Annotated in this window: 15 protein-coding genes; 11 read left to right on the top strand and 4 right to left on the bottom strand. The window is 68.7% G+C overall.

The genetic code is table 11. The annotated features are described in order from the left end of the window. Window positions 1-12: 12 nt before the first annotated feature. Window positions 13-1293: a GGDEF domain-containing protein gene (locus ABYX71_RS01490; RefSeq protein ID WP_372694206.1), complete on the bottom strand. Its 1281-nt coding sequence runs from the start codon at window positions 1291-1293 to the stop codon at window positions 13-15. 179 nt (window positions 1294-1472) lie between these two features. On the opposite strand from ABYX71_RS01490, the gene ABYX71_RS01485 reads away from it, so the two are divergent. The 4 genes from ABYX71_RS01485 (at window position 1473) to purT (ending at window position 6765) form a co-directional block, all read left to right on the top strand. Then, window positions 1473-2612 (top strand): 3-deoxy-7-phosphoheptulonate synthase, encoded by a 1140-nt coding sequence (locus tag ABYX71_RS01485; RefSeq protein ID WP_372694204.1) that lies wholly within the window; start codon window positions 1473-1475, stop codon window positions 2610-2612. Between the two features lie 80 nt (window positions 2613-2692). Next, on the top strand, window positions 2693-4321 hold the full coding sequence (locus ABYX71_RS01480; protein ID WP_372694202.1) for an acyl-CoA dehydrogenase family protein: 1629 nt from the start codon (window positions 2693-2695) through the stop codon (window positions 4319-4321). Then, complete coding sequence (locus tag ABYX71_RS01475) at window positions 4318-5499, top strand: CaiB/BaiF CoA transferase family protein (protein WP_372694200.1); 1182 nt, start codon at window positions 4318-4320, stop codon at window positions 5497-5499. Before ABYX71_RS01480 ends, ABYX71_RS01475 begins: the two co-directional genes overlap by 4 nt. Window positions 5500-5562: 63 nt before the next feature. Further along, entirely contained in the window at window positions 5563-6765 is a 1203-nt protein-coding gene (gene purT, locus ABYX71_RS01470) for a formate-dependent phosphoribosylglycinamide formyltransferase (RefSeq protein WP_372694198.1), read from the top strand. 85 nt (window positions 6766-6850) lie between these two features. On the opposite strand, the gene ABYX71_RS01465 is transcribed toward purT, so the two are convergent. Next, complete coding sequence (locus ABYX71_RS01465) at window positions 6851-7999, bottom strand: trypsin-like peptidase domain-containing protein (protein WP_372694196.1); 1149 nt, start codon at window positions 7997-7999, stop codon at window positions 6851-6853. Between the two features lie 219 nt (window positions 8000-8218). On the opposite strand from ABYX71_RS01465, the gene petA reads away from it, so the two are divergent. From petA to ABYX71_RS01440, 5 genes are all read left to right on the top strand, one after another. After that, complete coding sequence (petA, locus tag ABYX71_RS01460; protein ID WP_372694194.1) at window positions 8219-8815, top strand: ubiquinol-cytochrome c reductase iron-sulfur subunit; 597 nt, start codon at window positions 8219-8221, stop codon at window positions 8813-8815. Further along, entirely contained in the window at window positions 8815-10041 is a 1227-nt protein-coding gene (locus ABYX71_RS01455) for a cytochrome bc complex cytochrome b subunit (RefSeq protein ID WP_372694192.1), read from the top strand. The genes petA and ABYX71_RS01455 overlap by 1 nt, the downstream gene beginning before the upstream one ends. Window positions 10042-10046: 5 nt before the next feature. Further along, window positions 10047-10733, top strand: a complete 687-nt coding sequence (locus ABYX71_RS01450) for a cytochrome c1 (RefSeq protein ID WP_372694190.1) — start codon at window positions 10047-10049, stop codon at window positions 10731-10733. A gap of 122 nt (window positions 10734-10855) precedes the next feature. Further along, the gene (locus tag ABYX71_RS01445; protein ID WP_372694226.1) at window positions 10856-11467 is read left to right on the top strand and encodes a glutathione S-transferase N-terminal domain-containing protein; all 612 of its coding nucleotides are present in this window, start codon (window positions 10856-10858) and stop codon (window positions 11465-11467) included. 11 nt (window positions 11468-11478) lie between these two features. Then, window positions 11479-11862 carry a ClpXP protease specificity-enhancing factor gene (locus tag ABYX71_RS01440; RefSeq protein WP_372694188.1) on the top strand — a complete coding sequence of 128 codons (384 nt, stop codon included), beginning with the start codon at window positions 11479-11481 and terminating at the stop codon, window positions 11860-11862. A 177-nt stretch (window positions 11863-12039) separates the two neighbouring features. Here the strand turns inward: ABYX71_RS01440 and ABYX71_RS01435 are convergent, their stop codons facing one another. Continuing rightward, window positions 12040-12489 (bottom strand): hypothetical protein, encoded by a 450-nt coding sequence (locus tag ABYX71_RS01435; RefSeq protein WP_372694186.1) that lies wholly within the window; start codon window positions 12487-12489, stop codon window positions 12040-12042. After that, window positions 12486-13553 carry an HAD-IA family hydrolase gene (locus tag ABYX71_RS01430; protein ID WP_372694184.1) on the bottom strand — a complete coding sequence of 356 codons (1068 nt, stop codon included), beginning with the start codon at window positions 13551-13553 and terminating at the stop codon, window positions 12486-12488. Before ABYX71_RS01430 ends, ABYX71_RS01435 begins: the two co-directional genes overlap by 4 nt. 113 nt (window positions 13554-13666) lie before the next feature. Between ABYX71_RS01430 and pepN the strand changes: the two genes are divergently transcribed. Together pepN and ABYX71_RS01420 are read left to right on the top strand one after the other, a co-directional pair. Then, window positions 13667-16306 (top strand): aminopeptidase N, encoded by a 2640-nt coding sequence (gene pepN / locus ABYX71_RS01425; RefSeq protein ID WP_372694182.1) that lies wholly within the window; start codon window positions 13667-13669, stop codon window positions 16304-16306. Window positions 16307-16419: 113 nt separating this feature from the next. Next, on the top strand, window positions 16420-16547 hold a 128-nt coding region (locus tag ABYX71_RS01420), incomplete at its 3' end, for an HD domain-containing protein (RefSeq protein WP_372694224.1).

The raw sequence follows: 16547 nt of genomic DNA, 5'->3' as shown, positions 1-16547 counted from the left end.
GCCGGCCGCAGGTCAGGCGCTGCCCTTGGGTGCCGCGAACACGCAGCGATCGCGGCCCTGCTCCTTGGCGGCATACAGCGCGGCGTCGGTGCGCTCGAACACGTCCTCGAGGGTGTCGTCGCCGGTGAAGGACCCGATGCCGCAGGAGATGGTGACCGGAACCCGCCCACCGCGGCTGCGAAACGGCGCCGCCTTGACGCTGCGGCGCAGTTTGTCGGCAATCTGGATGGCTGCCTGCTCGCCGGCGCCGTTGAGCAGCACCACGAACTCCTCGCCGCCGTAGCGGCCGACGAAATCGGACGAGCGCAGCTGCTGCTGCAGCAGGCGGACCACTTCCTTGAGCACCTTGTCGCCGGCGGCGTGGCCGAATTCGTCGTTGATGTGCTTGAAGTGGTCGATGTCGCAGATGATCATCGACAGCGCGCCGCCGTCGCTTTGCCACCGCGCCACTTCCAGTGCCGCCCGGCGGTCGTAGGCCAGGCGGTTGAAGGCGCCGGTCAGCGGGTCGCGCAGGGCTTCTTCGGTGGTCACGTCCAGGCGGCTGCGCAGGTTGATTGTCTCTGCGCTCAGCTGGGTCACCTGTTGGCTGAGCGCGACCAGCTGTTCCATCAGCTTGCGCTGACGCAGATCACCGGCGTTGTCCTGTTGCTGGAGGTGTGCCTGCAGGTGGTCGAGTCGCGTCCCGACGAAGGCCTTGAGCTGGTCGAGATCCTCCGTTTCGGCCGACATCGTTCGCAGTTGCACGAGCTCGGCCTGTGTCGCGCGCCGCCCTTGCAGAGTCTCGCTGGAGGCAGTCTGGGTGAGTGTGTTCGCCTCGTTGAGCGCCGCTTCCAGTTGCAGCAGGCGCGTGACGGTGTGCTTGAGGAACTGCTTGAGTTCGGTCTGACGGCGCTCGGCGTGGGCCTTGGATTCGCCGACCAGGCGCACCAGCTGTTTGCTGGTCTGTCGGCGCTGGACGTCGCAGGCGGGCGTGTCCAGCGACCGCTTGATGTCGTTTGCCAGCGGCTCGAGCCCGGCCGGTATCGTCAGCTGCTTGAGTATGTCCTGGATGAGTCGACCGTCGGTGGTGCTGCGCAGGGTCTGCGCGTGCGGCGCCGCAGCAGCCGTGCCGGCGCCGTCGAGCCGGGCGAAGGCACGCCGCAGCGCGTCGCCTTCGAGGTCGCCATGCACGGCGTCGGTGATCGCTGCCAGCGCGGGGGCGAGCGCCGGTCGCGTGTCGGCCGCCAACGCACACAGGCGCGATACGGCATCGCGCAGTATCGATTCGTTTTCGGATGCGGCGTAGGTCGGCATATGCATCGGCTGTTTGATGCGCGGTTGTTGTTGTTGGATGAAGAGCTTGGCCTGTGTATCGCCACGCTGCCCCAAAAACTTTAGTGTCCCGTGCGCCGGCCGGCGTGCTTGTCCCCCCGGACAGTGGCCAGCCGCATCTTGCCCTAGTATGACGGCCAGTTTCCGACCCGAGATCGACGATGATCCTGATCCTGCAAGACAACGTTCATGCCGGCACACCCGCGTTTGGCACCATCATGGAATACCTGTCGCGGCGCCCGGGTATCGAAACCCGCGTGCATGAGGTCAAGGGCGCGCAGCAGACGTTGACCGAGATTTACCTGATCGGCGACACCGCGGCACTGGATGCCGAGGAACTGGCCGAGCTCACCGGGGTGGACCGGGTCGTGCGGGTGTCGCGCGAGTACCGCGTTTTGGGTCGCCATCAGGACGATTTCCGGCCGAGCGGGTTCGAGTACAACGGGGTCGACTTCGATCAGGATGGCTTCGAGGTGTTTGCCGGCCTGTGCGCGGTCGACACGCGCGAGCATGTGGACCGCACCTTCGCCGCGTTGGCTGCCCAGGGTCTGCGCTGCGCGCGGATGGGTGCCTACAAGCCGCGCACCAGTCCCTATGCGTTCCAGGGACACGGTGCCGCGTGTCTGCCGTTCGTGTTCGAGTCCGCCGGTCGCCACGGCATTCGCGTGGTGGCGATGGAGATCACCCATGAAAAGCACATCCAGGAAATTCACGATGCCCTGACGGCCATCGGCCGTCCGACCGGGGTGATGCTGCAGGTGGGCACGCGCAACACGCAGAACTTCGAGCTGCTCAAGGCCATCGGCCGCCAGCAGGAGTTCCCGGTGCTGTTCAAGCGCGGTTTCGGCATCACGCTCGAGGAGTCGCTGAACGCGGCCGAGTACCTGGCCAGCGAGGGCAATCAGCGGGTGGTGTTCTGCCTGCGTGGGGTCAAGACCGGCCTTGGCGACCCGCACCGGAACCTGGTCGATTTCGCCCATGTGCCGGTGGTGCGGCGCCTCACGCGCATGCCGGTCGGTATCGATCCGTCGCACTCGGTGGGACGACGCGACGTCGGGCCGGACGGCATCGAGGACATTCATCATGCGGCCGTCCAGGGCGTGATCGCCGGCGCCAACCTGGTCCTGGTGGACTTTCACCCGGCGCCGGCCAAGGCGCTGGTCGACGGTCCGCAGGCCTTGCGCCTGGAGGAGCTGCCGCTGTTCGTCGAGGACATGCAGATCGCCCGCGAGGCTTACCTCAAGCGCCGGGCCGCGCATGAGCGCGCCCGCCAGGCCGACGCCACGTCGCCCGTCGCCTGAGCCGCGTGTGCCGATAGTGTCCGGGACCGGCGCTGTCGGGCGTTGACCGGGCGACGGTCGGACGAAGAACAGGGGGAGACATGACGGCAGGCGACGGCGGGCGTTGGGCCCTGGACCAGGCGCAGGCGCTGCTGCAGCGCCTGCACGTGGCGCTGCAGGAACGCACCCAGGCGGGCCGGGCCATCGACGATCACCAGCTGGCGGTGCGCCGCTACGCCGGCCTGGCGGCGCGGGTGGCGGCGGCGCAGGCGCTGTGTGTAGCGGCCGGGACGGACGCTGGGCAGACCAGCGCCGCGGCGTTGTTCGCCGCCGAGACGGCGCTCGAGGCGGCACATCTGGTCGAGCGCCACGGCGTCGATTTCGGGCTCGCCGCCCCGGCGGCCGCCGAGCTGCTGCCGGTGGAACGACGCGCGGCACTGGCGGCCAGTCTGGCCGAGGGCGCCTTTCGTGAGCTGGCGGCCCGGCTGGCCGCTGCCGATTTCGCCAACCACGCGGCCATTGCCGGCGACGATGCCGACCTCATGCTGGCCTTGCGCGACACCACGCGCCGCTTTGCTGCCGAGCGGGTCGAGCCGCTGGCCCAGCGGATTCACCTCGATGACCTGCTGGTGCCGGAGGCGCTGATCGACGGCATGGCGCAGCTTGGCTTCTTCGGCATGTCCATTCCGTCCGGCTACGGCGGCACCGGCATGAGCAACCTGGCCATGGTGGTGGCCACGGAAGAGTTGTCCGTTGCCTCGCTGCCGGCGGCCGGCAGCCTCATCACCCGCCCGGAAGTCCTGGCCAAGGCCCTGCTGGCGGGCGGCAGCGAGGCACAGAAACAGCGCTGGCTGGGGCCGGTGGCGCGCGGCGAGCTGATGGTCGGCGTGGCCGTGACCGAGCCCGACACCGGCTCGGACGTGGCGGCGCTGCGTTGCCGCGCCACGCCGGTGGAGCAAAACGGTGTCGCCGGCTGGCTGATCGACGGTGCCAAGGCCTGGAGCACCTTCGCCGGTCGGGCCGATGTGCTGGCGCTGCTGGCGCGCAGCGACCCGGATCCGGCGGCCGGCCACCGCGGGCTGTCGCTGTTCATCGTCGAGAAGGCGCGTTGCCCGGGGCATGAATTCGACCTGCGCCAGCCCGGTGGCGGGCGGCTCACCGGCAAGGCCGACCGCACGCCCGGTTATCGCGGCATGCATTCGTTCACGCTGCAGTTCGAACGCTGGTTCGTGCCCGGCGACCGGCTGATCGGCACGCCCGGACGCGGCTTCTACTATCAGATGGCGGGCTTCGCTGCCGGCCGCTTGCAGACCGCTGCCCGCGCGACGGGCCTGGCCCAGGCCAGCCTCATGGCCGCCGGTCGCTACAGCGCCGAGCGGCGCCAGTTCGGGCGGCCGATCGGTGAATTCCAGAGCACGGCCTACGAGCTGGGCTGGATGGCGCTGCGCACCGCCGCCGCCCGGGCGCTGACGCACGCCGCCGCGCGCGCCATGGACACCGGCGCGGCGGACGCCGGCCTGCGCGCGGCCATGGCCAAGCTGTTCGCCTGCCGGGTGGCGGTGGACGTGTCGCAGCGCGCGCAGTTACTGCATGGCGGCTGGGGTTACGCGGAGGAATTTCCGGTCGCCCGCTACGTGGCCGACGCGCTGGTGCTGCCCATCTTCGAGGGTGTCGAGCCGATTCTCGAACTCAAGGTGATCGGTCGCCAGCTGCTGGGTGACGGCGCATGAGCCCGGGGGCGCTGGCCGGGCTGCGCGTGCTGGACCTGTCGCAGGTGCTGGCCGGGCCATTCTGCACGCAGCTGCTGGCCGACCACGGCGCCGAGGTGATCAAGATCGAGCCGCCGGAGGGGGACCCGGCGCGCCGCTTTGCGCCGTTTCGGCCGGACGACGGCGAGCGCGCGTTCGGCGGCTATTTCCAGAGCATCAACCGCGGCAAGAAAAGCGTGGTGCTGGACCTGAAAGCCGCCGCCGGTCGCGAGGCCTTCCTGCGCCTGGTCGACGGCGCCGATGTGCTGGTCGAGAACTTTCGCGCCGGCGTCATGGAGCGCCTGGGGCTGGGCTACGAGACGCTCGCCCGGCGCAACCCGCGTCTGGTGTACGCCGCCATCCGCGGCTTTGGTGACCCGCGCACCGGCGACAGCCCGTACACCGACTGGCCGGCCTTCGACGTGGTGGCGCAGGCGCTCGGCGGCCTCATGGGCATCACCGGGCCCGCCGCCGACCTGCCGCTGAAGATCGGTCCCGGTGTCGGCGACACGGTGCCGGCCCTGATGCTGGCCTTCGGCATCCTGGCTGCGGTGCGCCATGCCGAGCGCACCGGGCAGGGGCAGTTCCTGGACATCGCCATGGTCGACGGTGTGCTGGCGCTGTGCGAGCGGCTGGTGCACCAGTACAGCTACACCGGCGAGGTGGCCCGCCCGGAGGGCAACGGTCACCCGCTGCTGTGCCCGTTTGGCCTGTTCCGCGCCGCCGACGGCTGGGTGGCCATCGGCTGTCCGACCGACAAGTTCTGGGTGGAACTGACGGCCGCCATCGGCCGGCCGGAGCTTGGCGCGGACCCCGGCTGGGCCACCAACGCCGCGCGGCTGGGTCGCCGGGGCGAGGTGACGGCGCTGATCGAGGCCTTCACCGGCCGACACAGCAAGGCGGAACTGAAGGCGCTGTTCGGTGGGCGCGTGCCGTTCGGGCCGGTGCAGGACGCTACGGAGATCTTTGCCGATCCGCACTTTGCCGCCCGCGGCATGTTGGTGCAGGTCGAGCAGCCGGGCAGCGACACGCCGGTGACGATTGCCGGTGTGCCGGTGCACCTGTCCGCCACGCCGGGCGCCGTGCGCGGGCGCGCGCCGCGGCTGGGCGAGCACAGCACGGAAATCCTGACGGGCCTGTCCGACGCCGGCAGCGGCTAGGATTCGCGTCTGTCACCGACGCGGCCCGGGTCATCCGGCCACCCATCCCACAGGAACTGGAGCATGTTCATAGGCACGCCACTGACCGCCAACGCCACACGCGTGATGCTGCTGGGCGCCGGCGAGCTGGGCAAGGAAGTGATCATCGCCCTGCAGCGCCTGGGCGTGGAGACCATCGCCGTCGATCGCTACCCCAACGCGCCCGGCCATCAGGTGGCGCATCGCGCGCATGTCATCGACATGACCGACGCGGCCGCCCTGCGCGAGCTGGTGGTGCGCGAGCGCCCGGCGCTGATCGTGCCGGAGATCGAGGCCATCGCCACCGAGGCGCTGGTCGACATCGAGGCCGAGGGCCTGGCGACGGTCATTCCCACGGCCCGCGCCGCCCGGTTGACCATGGACCGCGAGGGGATTCGCCGCCTGGCGGCGCAGGAACTCGGTCTGCCGGTGTCGCGTTACGCCTTTGCCGACACGCTCGAACAACTCGAGGCCGGTGCCGCGCAGGTGGGCTTCCCCTGTTTCGTGAAACCGGTGATGTCGTCCTCCGGCAAGGGGCAGTCGCGGGTGACCGACGCCGACGGGCTGCAGACGGCCTGGCGCAACGCGCAGGAGGCCGGCCGGGTGCGGGGTGGGCGGGTGATCGTCGAGCAGCAGATCGACTTCGACTACGAGATCACCCAGCTGACCGTGCGCTGTCGTGGTGAGGACGGGCACATCGACACCCATTTCTGCGAGCCGATCGGGCATCGCCAGGTACGCGGCGATTACGTGGAGAGCTGGCAGCCACAGGCGATGACCGCAGCGGCGCGCAGGCAGGCACGCGACATTGCCGGGCGCGTCACCGGTGCGCTTGGCGGTTGCGGCATCTTCGGTGTCGAACTGTTCGTGCGCGGTGACGAGGTGTGGTTCAGCGAGGTCAGCCCGCGCCCGCACGATACCGGCCTGGTGACGCTGGTCACGCAGGCGCTGTCGCAGTTCGAGCTGCATGCGCGCGCCATTCTCGGCTTGCCGGTGGATGTCGGCCTGCGCGGCCCGGGGGCCAGCGCGGTGATTTACGGGCAGACCGACGGCGGGCCGGTGGTCTTTGCCGGCATCGACCACGCACTTCAGGTGCCGGGAAGCGATCTGCGCCTGTTCGGCAAGCCGCAGGCGTTCGCCCGCCGCCGCATGGGGGTGGCGCTGGCGCGCGCGGCCGACGTGGAGACGGCGCGCCAGCACGCGCGCGACGTGGCCGGCCGGGTGCGGGTGCAGGTCGCGACGGTTTAGAAGTGGCCGCGGTGCGTGGCCGCGTGAGGCACAGGATGCGATCCGGCGTGGGCGGACGCGCCGCCCGCGCCGTCGCGTGTCACGGTCAGTTCGGCTGACGGATCGTGGTGGCGCGTGTCTCGATGCGGCGCCTGCCGCGCTGCAGGGTGAGTGCGACCTCGTGCTCGCGCGGCAGCACGGCCAGGGCGGCCAGCGCATCTCGCGCACGCTTGATCGCTTGCCCGTCGATGGTCAGCAGCAAATCGCCGGGGCGCACGCCGGCCTTGCTGGCCGGCGAACCACGGTAGACGCCGCTGACCAGGGCGCCACTGCTGGCTTGCAGGCCGAGCGTTGTGGCCAGTTCGGGTGTCAGTTCCTGCAGTTCCAGGCCCAGCCAGCCGCGCGGTACCTCACCGTACTCGCGCAGCTGGGCGGTGATGCCACGCACGACCGATACCGGAACGGCGAAGCCGATGCCCTCTGAACCGCCGCTGCGGCTGTAGATGGCGGTATTGATGCCGATCAGCTCGCCCGCGGCATTGACCAGTGCCCCGCCGGAGTTGCCGGGATTGATGGCGGCGTCGGTCTGGATGAAGTCGCCGACCGCGGAAATGCCCGGTGCCTCGCGGCCGATGGCGCCGACCACGCCCAGCGTCACCGTTTGCCCGACCCCGAACGGGTTGCCAATGGCCAGCACCAGATCACCGATACGGACCTGTCGGTCGTCGCCCTGGGCGATGGAGGGCAGGTTTGGCAGGTCGATGCGCAGCAGGGCCAGGTCAGTGATCGGGTCACTGCCCACCAGCGCTGCCTTGGCACTGCGCCCGTCACGCAGCGCGACCTCGATTTCGCTGGCATCCGCAATGACGTGGTGGTTGGTGGCGATGTAGCCGTCCTTGCCGAGCAGTACACCCGACCCCAGGCTCGATTCCAGCCGCTGGCGCGGTATCGGGGCACGCCCGAAAAAGCGCTGGAACAGCGGCTCGTCGAGAAGCGGGTTGAACGCGCGGGTGACGACCTTGGTGCTGTAGATATTGACCACCGCCGGCGCGGCGGCCTCCACCGCCGGCGCGAAGCTGTTGGCCGTTGGCCCGGCAGGGGCGGGCAGAGGCGGCGTGACGCCGCCGCTGATCGGCAGTTGGGGCGGCGCCGGTGGCGACGGCCACAGAAGGGTAATGGCCACGCCGGCGACCAGGCCGACCACGGCCGCTTGCAGCAAATATCGATGCCGGGCGTGTTTCGAGGCGTTGTTCATGTGTGCACTGACTCACAAGGGGCCGCGCAATGCTAGCAGCCGGCGCCACCTGCACGACCGGGCATGGCTTGGCGCGGCCCACCTGCGTTTGGCACAATACCGCGGCTTTTTACCCAACAGCTCATGACGGCTGGCGGTCACGTGCCGCCGGCCGCGTGTATTTTTGGGAATACGACATCCGCGGGCGCCGCAGGCCCGCCTTCAGGGGAAGCGTGATCTATGGCAAACGATGCGGTTGATCCCGCGCGCCGCCGGCTGCTGGCCGGAACGGCTGGAGCGCTGGGAGGGGTCGGATTGGCCGCTACGGCGGTGCCGTTCGTGTCCAGCATGCAGCCGAGCGCCCGGACTCAGGCGGCCGGTGCGCCGGTCGAGGTCGACATCAGCAAGCTGGGACCCGGCGAGCTGATGGTGGTCGAATGGCGCCGCAAGCCGGTGTGGATCCTGCGTCGCACGCAGGAAGAACTGGACCACCTGGCCGAAGTGCCGGCCGGCGACCTGCGCGACCCCGAGTCGGTCGAGTCCGAGCAGCCGGCCTATGCCCAGAACGACGTGCGCTCCATCAAGCCCGAGTATCTGGTGCTGGTGGGCGTGTGCACGCACCTGGGCTGCTCGCCGAAGTACCGGCCCGAGGTCGGCGCGCCCGATCTGGGCGCCGACTGGAAAGGCGGCTTCCTGTGCCCGTGCCATGGCGGCCTGTATGACCTGGCCGGTCGTGTTTACAAGGGCGTGCCGCCGCCGCTGAACCTGCCGGTGCCGCCGTACAAGTACCTGAGCGACACGCGGCTGCTCATCGGCGAAGATCAGGAGACCGCGTGATGGTCAATCGCACCTCGGGCCTGGCGCGCTGGATCGACGAGCGTCTTCCCATCTTCGACTGGTGGGACGATCACGTCGGTCAGTACTACGCGCCCAAGAATTTCAACTTCTGGTACTTCTTCGGCTCGCTGGCGCTGGCCGTGCTGGTGCTGCAGATCGTCACCGGCATCTTCCTGACGATGCACTACAAGCCGTCGGAAGACCTCGCCTTCGCGTCGGTCGAGTACATCATGCGCGACGTCAGCTGGGGCTGGCTGATCCGCTACCTGCACTCGACCGGGGCGTCGATGTTCTTCGTGGTGGTGTACCTGCACATGTTCCGCGGGATCATCTACGGCTCCGGCAAGGGGCCGCGCGAGCTGGTCTGGCTGTTCGGCATGGTCATCTACGTGCTGCTGATGGCCGAGGCCTTCATGGGCTACCTGCTGCCGTGGGGCCAGATGTCCTACTGGGGCGCGCAGGTGATCATCTCGCTGTTCGGCGCCATCCCGTTCATCGGCGACGGCCTGTCGCTGTGGATTCGTGGTGACTTTGCGGTCGGTGACCCGACGCTGAACCGGTTCTTCGCGCTGCACGTGGCGGCGGTGCCGTTGCTGATCATCGCGCTGGTGTTCTTCCACATCATCGCGCTGCACGAGACCGGGTCCAACAACCCGGATGGCATCGACATCAAGAAGAAGAAGGGCCCGGACGGCAAGCCGCTCGACGGCATCCCGTTCCATCCGTACTACACGGTCAAGGACATCTGGGGCCTGTCCGTGTTCGCCATCATCTTCGCGGCGATCGTGTTTTTCGTGCCGGAGATGTGGGGCAAGTTCCTGGAGCCCGACAACTTCAAGCCGGCCGATCCGATGGTCACGCCGCCGCACATCGCGCCGCTGTGGTATTTCGCGCCGTTTTACTCGATTCTGCGCGCCGTGCCGGACAAGTTCCTGGGCGTGGTGGCGATGGGCGCGGCCATCTTCGTGCTGTTCCTGGTGCCGTGGCTGGATCGCAGTCCGGTGCGCTCGATCCGCTATCGCGGCATCCTGAACCGCATCGCGCTGGTGATCTTCGTGGTCAGCTTCATCGCCCTGGGTTACCTGGGCACGCAGCCGCCGTCGGACCTGTACACGCTGCTGGCGCGTATTTTCGCGGTGCTGTACTTCCTGTTCTTCCTGACCATGCCGATCTACACGCGCATCGACAGCACTAAGCCGGTGCCGGACAGGGTGACCAGCAAATGAAAAAAATGATTCTTGCCTGCCTGCTGGCCGCGGCGCCGGCGCTGGTGGCCGCCGCTTCCGGGCCGGCGGTGCCGAGCTTCGAGGTGGACCTGAACAACCGCGCTGGGCTGCAGCGCGGGGCGCGCACGTTCGTCAACTACTGCGTTAGCTGTCACAGTGCCGAGTTCATGCGCTACGCGCGCCTGGCGCAGGACCTGGGCCTGACACCGGAGCAGGTACAGGCCAACATGGTTTTCAACGGTGGCGACGCCAACCAGGTGATGCGGGTGGCCATGCGGCCCAAGGACGGCGCTGCCTGGTTCGGTCAGGCGCCGCCGGATATCACGCTGTCGGCCCGTTCACGCGGTGCCGACTGGCTGTACGCCTACATGCGCAGCTTTTACCTTGACCCGAGCCGGCCGTTTGGCGTCAACAATACGGTGTTCCCGAACGCCGCCATGCCGCACGTGCTGGCGTCGTTGCAGGGTACGCAGGAGCTGGTTGACGGCCACCTGACGCTGACCGCGCCTGGCGCGCTCGAGCCCGAGGAATACGACGCGCTGGTTCGCGATCTGGTGAACTTCATGGTCTACATGGGGGAGCCGGCCAAGCTGGTACGTTATGGACTCGGGGTGAAAGTACTGTTGTTCCTGCTGGTGTTCTCCGGCCTGGCCTATCTGGTCAAGCGCGAATACTGGCGCGACGTTCACTGATACGGGGCAGACTGTTGTCGCAGAAATCCTCCAAGAAGGAAGCTTCCTCCAAGGCGTCCAAGGTCGAGCCGCTCGATTACGGCAGCGATGCCGACGGTTTCACCACGGAGCGCATCCGCAACATGAAGCTCTATGCCGGCGTGGTGTGCCCACACAGCCACCGCACCCGGCTGGTGCTCAGCGAGAAGGACATCGCCATCGAGGTTGAGCTGGTTGATCCGGCGGCGATGCCCGAGGACCTGCGCGACCTCAATCCCTACGGTGACCTGCCGGTGTTGGTCGACCGCGGGCTGGTGCTCTACAACTCCAGCATCATCATGGAGTACCTGGACGAGCGCTTCCCGCACCCGCCGCTGATGCCCATCGACCCGATCAACCGCGCGCAGGCGCGGCTGATGTTGTGGCGCATCGATCGCGACTGGTTCAGCCTGCATCAGGTGCTCACCGAATCCAGCAAGAAAGCCGAGGTCACCGCCGCGCGCAAGACGCTGCGTGATGGCCTCACGGCGATCGCGCCGGTTTTCCAGCAGCACGAGTTTGTGTTCGGCGCCGAGCCGACGCTGGTGGATTGTGCGCTGACCGTACTGCTGTGGCGTCTGCCGGTGTATGGCATTGAACTGCCGGCGCCGGCACGGCCTGTGTTGCGTTATGCCGAGCGCATGTTTGCCCGCTCGGCGTTTCGCAACAGCCTGACCGAGCAGGAATTCGAGATGCGGCACGCGCCGTCGGCGTAAGTCCCGTTCGCATGGAGCCGTTGCCTTCCCCCAAGCCCTATCTGCTGCGCGGCATGGTGCAGTGGATGGAGGACAACGGGCTGACCCCGCAGATCCTGGTCGACGCCACCGTGGATGGCGTCGAGGTACCCAGTGAGCATGTTCAGGCCGGCAAGATCGTCCTGAACATCGGCTTGCAGGCCACAGCCGCCCGCGAGCTGTCGAACACACACGTCAGCTTCGATGCCCGGTTCGGCGGCGTGTCGCGCCGGGTGTGGGTGCCGATGCTGGCGGTGCTGGCCGTGTACGCACGCGAAAACGGCCAGGGCATGACATTCCCGGTCGAGGACGAGCCAACGCCTCCGGCGCCACCCGAGCCACCGCCGGAACGTCCGAAGTTGCGCGTGGTGAAGTAACGAAAATCGCCCGACCTGCCCCCTGCCGCGGGGTGGGGCAGCAGGCGTAGCCGTGGAATCCGTTGAACACTCAACCGGCAGCCCGTGTTGGCGGCTGTTGCGGTTCGGGGTGTTCGTGCCGGCGCTGGTGTGGGCTGGTCACGCCGCCGTTCATCGCCGGCGGCGGCCGCTGACGCGTCAGCCGCGTCGTACCGTGACGGTGTGCCGGTCCGGGCCGAACTCCAGGCGGGCGGTGATGCCGGCGTTCTCGTTCAGGGCCCGCCAGAATCCGCGGTTCACGTCCTCGAGCACCTGGGTCGACAGGCGCCAGTGCTGCAGCTGGCCGGCAGCGGCGCGGGCCAGTGGCGGCATTTCGAAGCGCAGCGTGTCGTCCTGCAGGGTCACGCGCAGGTCGCTGCCGAAGCCGTACGTGACCTGGTAGTGCTCGTGGAAGATGTGGGCGATCTTGTCCAGGCTGCCGCACAGGTGCGTCCAGTTGATGCCCTGTTCCATCATCATCCGGTAGCCGAACTCCTCGGCCGACAGGCCGAGCCCCTGCGCCACTTTCACCCCCCCGAGCAGGGTGCCCTGGCATTCCTTCATGCGCAGGCGGGCGAGTTCGTCGACGTTCAGTGCGGGCAGATTCATGGCCAGGGGTCCTCCAGGGTGAGCTGGTGCAGTTCCAGCAGCGCGCCATCGTCCACGTTCCAGCCGGCACGCACCGGCTGTGGGCAGACCAGCTCCAGTTTGTCGGCCGGATAGCCGGCCACCTGCGGGCGCAGCAGCAGGGCCGGCATGTGGCGCGCGCCGTGGCGCAGGCGGGTGGCGTACAGCGTGGCCGGGCAAAAGCCGGCGCGGCCGGGCAACTCGAACCGCCGCAGGCGGGCGTCGGTGGCCAGGGCCGCCAGACGCCCGGCATATGCCGACTCGACCTGCAGGTTGACGGTGCCGGGGTGGAACGGCTGCTGCAGACAGGTTTCGAGGGCGTCGCGTACCCAGTCGATGGCCAGGAAACGGCTGGCCTCGCCCAGTCCTCTCACCAGCCGGCCGTGCAGCGCAAGCGTCAGGTGGGCGTGCAGGTCGGACAGGGAATCGAAGATCGCCTGCGGCGCGTGCGGGACCAGATCCTCGCGCCGCGAGGCGCCGGTGGTGATGCCGTAGGCGGTTACGCCGGCACCGCGCGCGGCCTGGATGTCGATGGGGTTGTCGCCGATGTACACCGCTTCGTGCGCAGCCAGGCGTAGCTGTGTCAGCGCCAGTTCAATGCCGCTGGGCGATGGCTTGCGCGCCGGCGCCTCCTCGCGCGTGACCACGGCCGCCATCGGCGGGCAGCCGGGGGTGCTCGTGAGGTGCCGGACCACGTGGTGATTGGAGTCGGTGACGATGCCGAGCTGATAGCCGGCCGCGTGCAGGCGCTGCAGGACGACCAGCGTGTCCTCGAACAGCCTCGCCTCCAGCGCGAACACCTCCTGCCACAGCGTCATGCTGACCGCGCTCAGCTGCTGGCGCAGGCGTGGCTCGTCGTCCACCGGTCCCAGCAGCGCCTCGATGGGCGAGCGCCCGAGCGTCAGCACCTGGCGCAGGTAATCCGGCCCCGGCAGCGGCCAGGCCAGCTCCCGGCAGGCGTGGCGGGTGATGGCCAGGAACGCCGGCAGCGAGTCGAGCAGGGTGCCGTCGAGGTCGAACAGCACGGCGCGCGGGCGGGCAGTCATGACGGCAGGTCAACGCTCGGAAGAAAGGCCAGTCTGCATTGTAGCCGTGCCCTTGCTGGCGCCGCAGTGGCTGCCGACAATGGCCACACTTCCCCCGCCAACCGGTCGTTGTCATGCGTGATGCCACTCCCCGCGCCGTTGAACTGAAGAACTACCGCCCGCCGGATTTCCTGGTCGACAGCGTGCGTCTGGAGTTCGATCTCGAGCCTGCCAGTACCCGCGTCAGCGCCCGCCTGCAGCTGCGCCGCAACCCGGCCGGCCGGCGCGACGCGCCGCTGGTGCTCGACGGCCAGGGCCTGAAGCTGCGCCGGGTCAGTCGCGACGGCTACGTCATGCGCCCGAGCGAGTACGAGGTGACGGCCGAGGCCCTGACCATCCCCGGCCTGCCCGAGCAGGTGTGCATCGAAACCGAGGTGCAAGTCGACCCGTCCGCCAACAGTGCGCTGGAGGGGCTCTACACCTCGCGCGGCATGCTGTGCACGCAGTGCGAGGCCGAGGGCTTTCGCCGCATCACCTACTTCCCGGACCGCCCGGACGTGCTGGCGCGCTTCACCACCACCCTGCGGGCCGAGCGCGCGGCCTACCCGCTGCTGCTGTCCAACGGCAACCGCGTGGCCGAGGGCGAGCTGGCGGACGGGCGCCACTACGCCACCTTCGAGGATCCGTTCCCGAAGCCGAGCTACCTGTTCGCGCTGGTGGCGGGGCAGCTGCAGGCACTGCACGACACCTTCGTCACCGCCAGCGGCCGCACCGTGCAGCTGTACATCCACACCGAACCCGCGTACGTGGCGCAGTGCGGCCATGCCATGTCGGCGCTGAAAAAGGCCATGGCCTGGGACGAGCGGGTCTACGGGCGCGAGTACGACCTGGACGTGTACCACGTGGTGGCGGTGGACGACTTCAACATGGGGGCCATGGAAAACAAGGGCCTGAACATCTTCAACGCCAAGTACGTCATGGCCGACCCGGCGCGGGCCACCGACGACGACTACGAGTTCATCGAGAGCATCATCGCCCACGAGTACTTCCACAACTGGACCGGCAACCGCATCACCTGCCGCGACTGGTTCCAGCTGTCGCTGAAGGAAGGACTCACCGTGTTCCGCGACCAGCAGTTCTCGGCCGACATGGGATCGGCGGCGGTCAAGCGCATCGCCGAGGTGCGTGGCCTGCGTACCGTGCAGTTTGCCGAGGACGGCGGTCCGCTGGCGCACCCGGTGCGCCCGGCAGCCTACGTCGAAATCAACAATTTCTACACCAGCACCGTCTACCAGAAGGGCGCCGAGGTGGTGCGCATGCTGCACACGGTACTGGGTGCCGACGGCTTCCGGCGCGGTACCGACCTGTACTTCGAGCGCCATGACGGCCAGGCGGTGACAGTGGAAAACTTCGTCGCCGCGCTGGCGGACGCCAACGGCGTCGACCTGGCGCCGTTCATGGCCTGGTATCAGCAGGCCGGCACACCGCAGCTGACCGTGGCGCACCGGCACGACGCCGACGCCGCGCGCTGGTACCTGACCGTGCACCAGCGCACCGCGCCCACGCCCGGACAGCCGGAAAAACAGCCGTTGCCGATACCGCTGGCCCTGGGATTGCTCGGCGCCGACGGCCGCGAACTGCCGCTGCGCCTGGCAGACGAGCCCGCGGCAGTGGGCACGCAGCGGGTGCTCGACCTGCGCAGCGCCGAGCAGACCTTCGTGTTCGAGGACCTGCCGCAGGCGCCGGTGCCGTCGCTGCTGCGCGGCTTCTGCGCGCCGGTGCGCCTGCAGGTCGACCTGTCCGACACCGAACTGGCTCACCTGCTGGCCTACGACACGGACGCCTTCGCCCGCTACGACGCCGGCCAGCAGCTGTACATGCGGGTCATCCACCGCCTGCTGGCGGCGCATGCGGCCGGCGAGGATCTGACCCTGGATGCCGGCCTGCGCGATGCCGTCGGCCGCTGCCTGGACGACACCGCGGCCGATCCGGCCCTGGTGGCCGAACTGCTGACCTTGCCGTCGGAGGCCTTCATCGCCGGCGAACTGGACGTGGTCGATCCCGCCGCCATCCACACCGTGCGCCGTTTCCTGCGCAGCGCGCTGGCGCAGGCCCTGCGCGAGCCGCTGCGGGCGCGCTACCGGGCGCTGGCCCCGGATGGCGCGTACCGATTCGAGGCCGGCGAGGTCGGGCGTCGGCGCTTGCGCAACCTGTGCCTGGGCTATCTGGCGGAGCTGGACGACATTGGCCCGTCGCTGTGCCTCGAACAGTTCGAGGCCGCCGACAACATGACCGACACCGCCGCCGCGCTGGCCCTGCTGGCACAGCTGGACGCACCGGCGCGTGAGCGGGCGCTGGATGCCTTCTACCAGCGCTGGCAGGGCGAGGCGCTGGTGCTGGACCGCTGGTTCAGCGTGCAGGCCGGTTCGCGCCGGGCACAGGCGCTGGACGACGTGAAGGCGCTGTTGCAACACCCGGCCTACGCGCCGCGCAATCCGAACCGCGTGCGCGCCCTGGTGGGTGCCTTCGTGCACGGCAACCCGCTGCGTTTTCACGCGCCGGACGGCTCCGGCTACGCCTTTGTGGCCGACCAGGTGCAGGCCATCGACGGCTTCAACCCCATGCTGGCCGCCCGCCTGGCGCAGGCGCTTACCCGCTGGCGTCGTTACGAACCCGGCCGTCAGGCCCTCATGCGCGAAGCCCTGGAGCGCCTGGCGGCAAGCCCGAAGCTGTCGAAAGACCTGTACGAGGTGGTCAGCAAGGCGCTCGCCTGAGCCGCGGACGACAAATTTTTTCGCTGAACCGTCGCCGTCTCGTGAAATAAGACACTCACGTGGCAGCCTGAGTGCTCGTAGTGTGTTTTTTGTCAGACCCACTCGGGCACGTCATGGATCCGTACGAGACATCAGCAACCCGCTACTGGGGCAAGGCCGACCCGGCGTACCCGGCTGACCCCAAGTGGCACCCGCTGGTTTATCACTGCCTGGATGTGGCGGCGGTGGGGGTGGAGTACCT

Origin of the sequence: Immundisolibacter sp., from assembly GCF_041625615.1 — a bacterium.
Taxonomy (GTDB): Bacteria; Pseudomonadota; Gammaproteobacteria; order Immundisolibacterales; family Immundisolibacteraceae; genus Immundisolibacter.
This window is presented reverse-complemented; position numbering and strand designations above follow the sequence as displayed.

What these genes read in the sequence shown, in the direction of transcription:
- ABYX71_RS01490 (WP_372694206.1), bottom strand. Translation starts at nt 1,293, where the DNA reads ATGCCGACCTACGCCGCATCCGAAAACGAATCGATACTGCGCGATGCC.
- ABYX71_RS01485 (WP_372694204.1), top strand. Translation starts at nt 1,473, where the DNA reads ATGATCCTGATCCTGCAAGACAACGTTCATGCCGGCACACCCGCGTTT.
- ABYX71_RS01480 (WP_372694202.1), top strand. Translation starts at nt 2,693, where the DNA reads ATGACGGCAGGCGACGGCGGGCGTTGGGCCCTGGACCAGGCGCAGGCG.
- ABYX71_RS01475 (WP_372694200.1), top strand. Translation starts at nt 4,318, where the DNA reads ATGAGCCCGGGGGCGCTGGCCGGGCTGCGCGTGCTGGACCTGTCGCAG.
- purT (WP_372694198.1), top strand. Translation starts at nt 5,563, where the DNA reads ATGTTCATAGGCACGCCACTGACCGCCAACGCCACACGCGTGATGCTG.
- ABYX71_RS01465 (WP_372694196.1), bottom strand. Translation starts at nt 7,999, where the DNA reads ATGAACAACGCCTCGAAACACGCCCGGCATCGATATTTGCTGCAAGCG.
- petA (WP_372694194.1), top strand. Translation starts at nt 8,219, where the DNA reads ATGGCAAACGATGCGGTTGATCCCGCGCGCCGCCGGCTGCTGGCCGGA.
- ABYX71_RS01455 (WP_372694192.1), top strand. Translation starts at nt 8,815, where the DNA reads ATGGTCAATCGCACCTCGGGCCTGGCGCGCTGGATCGACGAGCGTCTT.
- ABYX71_RS01450 (WP_372694190.1), top strand. Translation starts at nt 10,047, where the DNA reads ATGATTCTTGCCTGCCTGCTGGCCGCGGCGCCGGCGCTGGTGGCCGCC.
- ABYX71_RS01445 (WP_372694226.1), top strand. Translation starts at nt 10,856, where the DNA reads ATGAAGCTCTATGCCGGCGTGGTGTGCCCACACAGCCACCGCACCCGG.
- ABYX71_RS01440 (WP_372694188.1), top strand. Translation starts at nt 11,479, where the DNA reads ATGGAGCCGTTGCCTTCCCCCAAGCCCTATCTGCTGCGCGGCATGGTG.
- ABYX71_RS01435 (WP_372694186.1), bottom strand. Translation starts at nt 12,489, where the DNA reads ATGAATCTGCCCGCACTGAACGTCGACGAACTCGCCCGCCTGCGCATG.
- ABYX71_RS01430 (WP_372694184.1), bottom strand. Translation starts at nt 13,553, where the DNA reads ATGACTGCCCGCCCGCGCGCCGTGCTGTTCGACCTCGACGGCACCCTG.
- pepN (WP_372694182.1), top strand. Translation starts at nt 13,667, where the DNA reads ATGCGTGATGCCACTCCCCGCGCCGTTGAACTGAAGAACTACCGCCCG.